The sequence below is a fragment of the Synechococcus sp. R8-2 genome, from assembly GCF_047461715.1.
GTDB lineage: Bacteria > Cyanobacteriota > Cyanobacteriia > Thermostichales > Thermostichaceae > Thermostichus.
On the sequence record NZ_JANSHQ010000534.1, the window covers coordinates 1 to 1,960 of the forward strand.

The following is a 1,960-nucleotide window of genomic DNA, read 5'->3' on the forward strand; positions in this document are numbered from 1 at the left end:
CCGCACCGCTGACGCGAACAGCCGCTCCCGCCTGGGATCCCGCTAGCCGTTCTCGACAGTTCCCCCTCTCCCCCTGAGAGAGGTTGGAGATGAGGGCCTAAGCCTAAGTGTTGAAGTAGCGGGCTGCCGGATGGTAAGCAACGATGGCGGTGGTGGACTGTTCCGGATCCAATTGATCGCTTTCGTCCATGGTGAGGCCAATGCGCTCGGCCTGGAGCAGCTCCAGCAGAATCCGTTGGTCGGCGATGTTTGGGCAGGCGGGATAGCCGAAGCTGTAGCGGGATCCCCGATAGCCCTGGTGCAGGATCTTGCGGATGTCGGGGCTATCTTCGTGGCCGAACCCCAGCTCCCGCCGGATGCGGGCATGGCACCATTCCGCCAGGGCTTCCGCCAGGGTCACAGCCAGGCCGTGGAAATACAGGTAGTCGGTGTACTGGCCTTCGGCAAAGAGGCGCTGGGCATAGGCGGTGGCCTCTGGGCCCACCGTAACCGCCTGCATGGGGAAAACATCTACTAGGCCAGTGGAGCGATCGGCAAAGAAGTCAGCGATACAGTAGCGGTGGCCGCTCTTTTGGCGGGGGAAGGTGAAGCGGGCCAATTCCCGCACCCCTGGAGAGAGTTGCGGGCGCTCCACCGTGGGCAGTTGGAAATAGGTGGTGGAGCCTGGCTCCAGGGCAAACAGCTCCGGGAAGCTGGCCGGGTCGAAGAGGATCAAAGTGTTCCCCTCTGCCTGGGCCGGGAAATAGCCGTAGACCACTTGGGGGTGCAGCAGATCCTCAGCCAGGATTCGCTCCTTCCAGCGCTCGATCACCGGCTCCACCTGGGTGGCGATAAACTCGGCAAACTCCTCCGCCGACTGGTCGCGGGGCTTGCGAATCTGCCATTGTCCGGCCACCAGGGCCTGCTTGTCGATGTAGAAGAAGACTTCCGGCCAGGGGATCTGATCCGAGGCGAGAAGTTTGGATCCCCAGAAAGGCGGGATGGGTCGCTCGGTCTCCAGGGCAACGGCTTCAGAGCGGCGGGTGTCTTGGGACTCGGAGAGGGTGAGGGCGGGAGCAGCTCCCACGGTGGTCTCCGCAGGGGGCAGGCTGGGATCCGTTTCCTCTGGAACCCAAGAAGCCTCTTTCTGGCCATTGGCAGAGGGGGATCCCAGCTCTAGGTCGTCCAGAAAACCCAGCCGGTCATCCCAGCGGCCAGCAGCCTTGGCCTGCATCAGCCGATCCATAAAGTGGAGATCGACGAAGGCGTCGCGGCCATAGATCACCTGGCCTTTGTAGGTCTGGCGGCAGTCTTCTTCCACAAAGCGGCGGGTAAGGGCAGCCCCTCCTAGGATGACCGGCACGGTGATGCCCCGCTCGTTAAACACCTCCAAATTCTCTTTCATAAAGGCCGTGGATTTCACCAACAGGCCGCTCATGGCAATGCAGTCGGCCTTGCTCTTTTCATAGGCTTCGATGATGTTCTCCACCGGCTGCTTGATGCCCAGGTTGATGACTTTGTAGCCGTTGTTGGTGAGGATGATGTCCACCAAGTTTTTGCCAATATCGTGGACATCCCCCTTGACGGTGGCAATCAAAAGAGTGCCTTTGCACACTTCCTCTCCCACCTTTTCCATGAAGGGCTCCAGGTATTTCACCGCCGCTTTCATGGTTTCTGCCGACTGCAGCACAAAGGGCAGTTGCATCTTGCCGGCACCGAACAGCTCCCCCACCTCCTTCATGCCGTCCAGCAAAAAGGTGTTGATGATCTCCAGGGGAGGATAGTTCTGCAGTGCCTCCGCCAGGGTCTCCTCCAGGCCAATCCGCTCGCCGTCGATGATGTGCCGCCGCAGCCGCTCCTCCAGGGGTAAATCTGCAAAAGATCCGCCAGAGCGCAGTTCCTTCCCGGAAACTCCCGCAAACAGCTCCGTCAGCCGCGCCAGAGGATCGTAGGTGCAAATGCCCGAGGACTCCGTCCCGCT

1 protein-coding gene is annotated in these 1,960 nt (G+C 60.9%); it reads right to left on the reverse strand.

Translation table 11 applies throughout. The annotated features are described in order from the left end of the window. Positions 1-103 precede the first annotated feature (103 nt). On the reverse strand, positions 104-1,960 hold a 1,857-nt coding region (locus NW819_RS12060; RefSeq protein ID WP_414413885.1), incomplete at its 5' end, for a vitamin B12 dependent-methionine synthase activation domain-containing protein.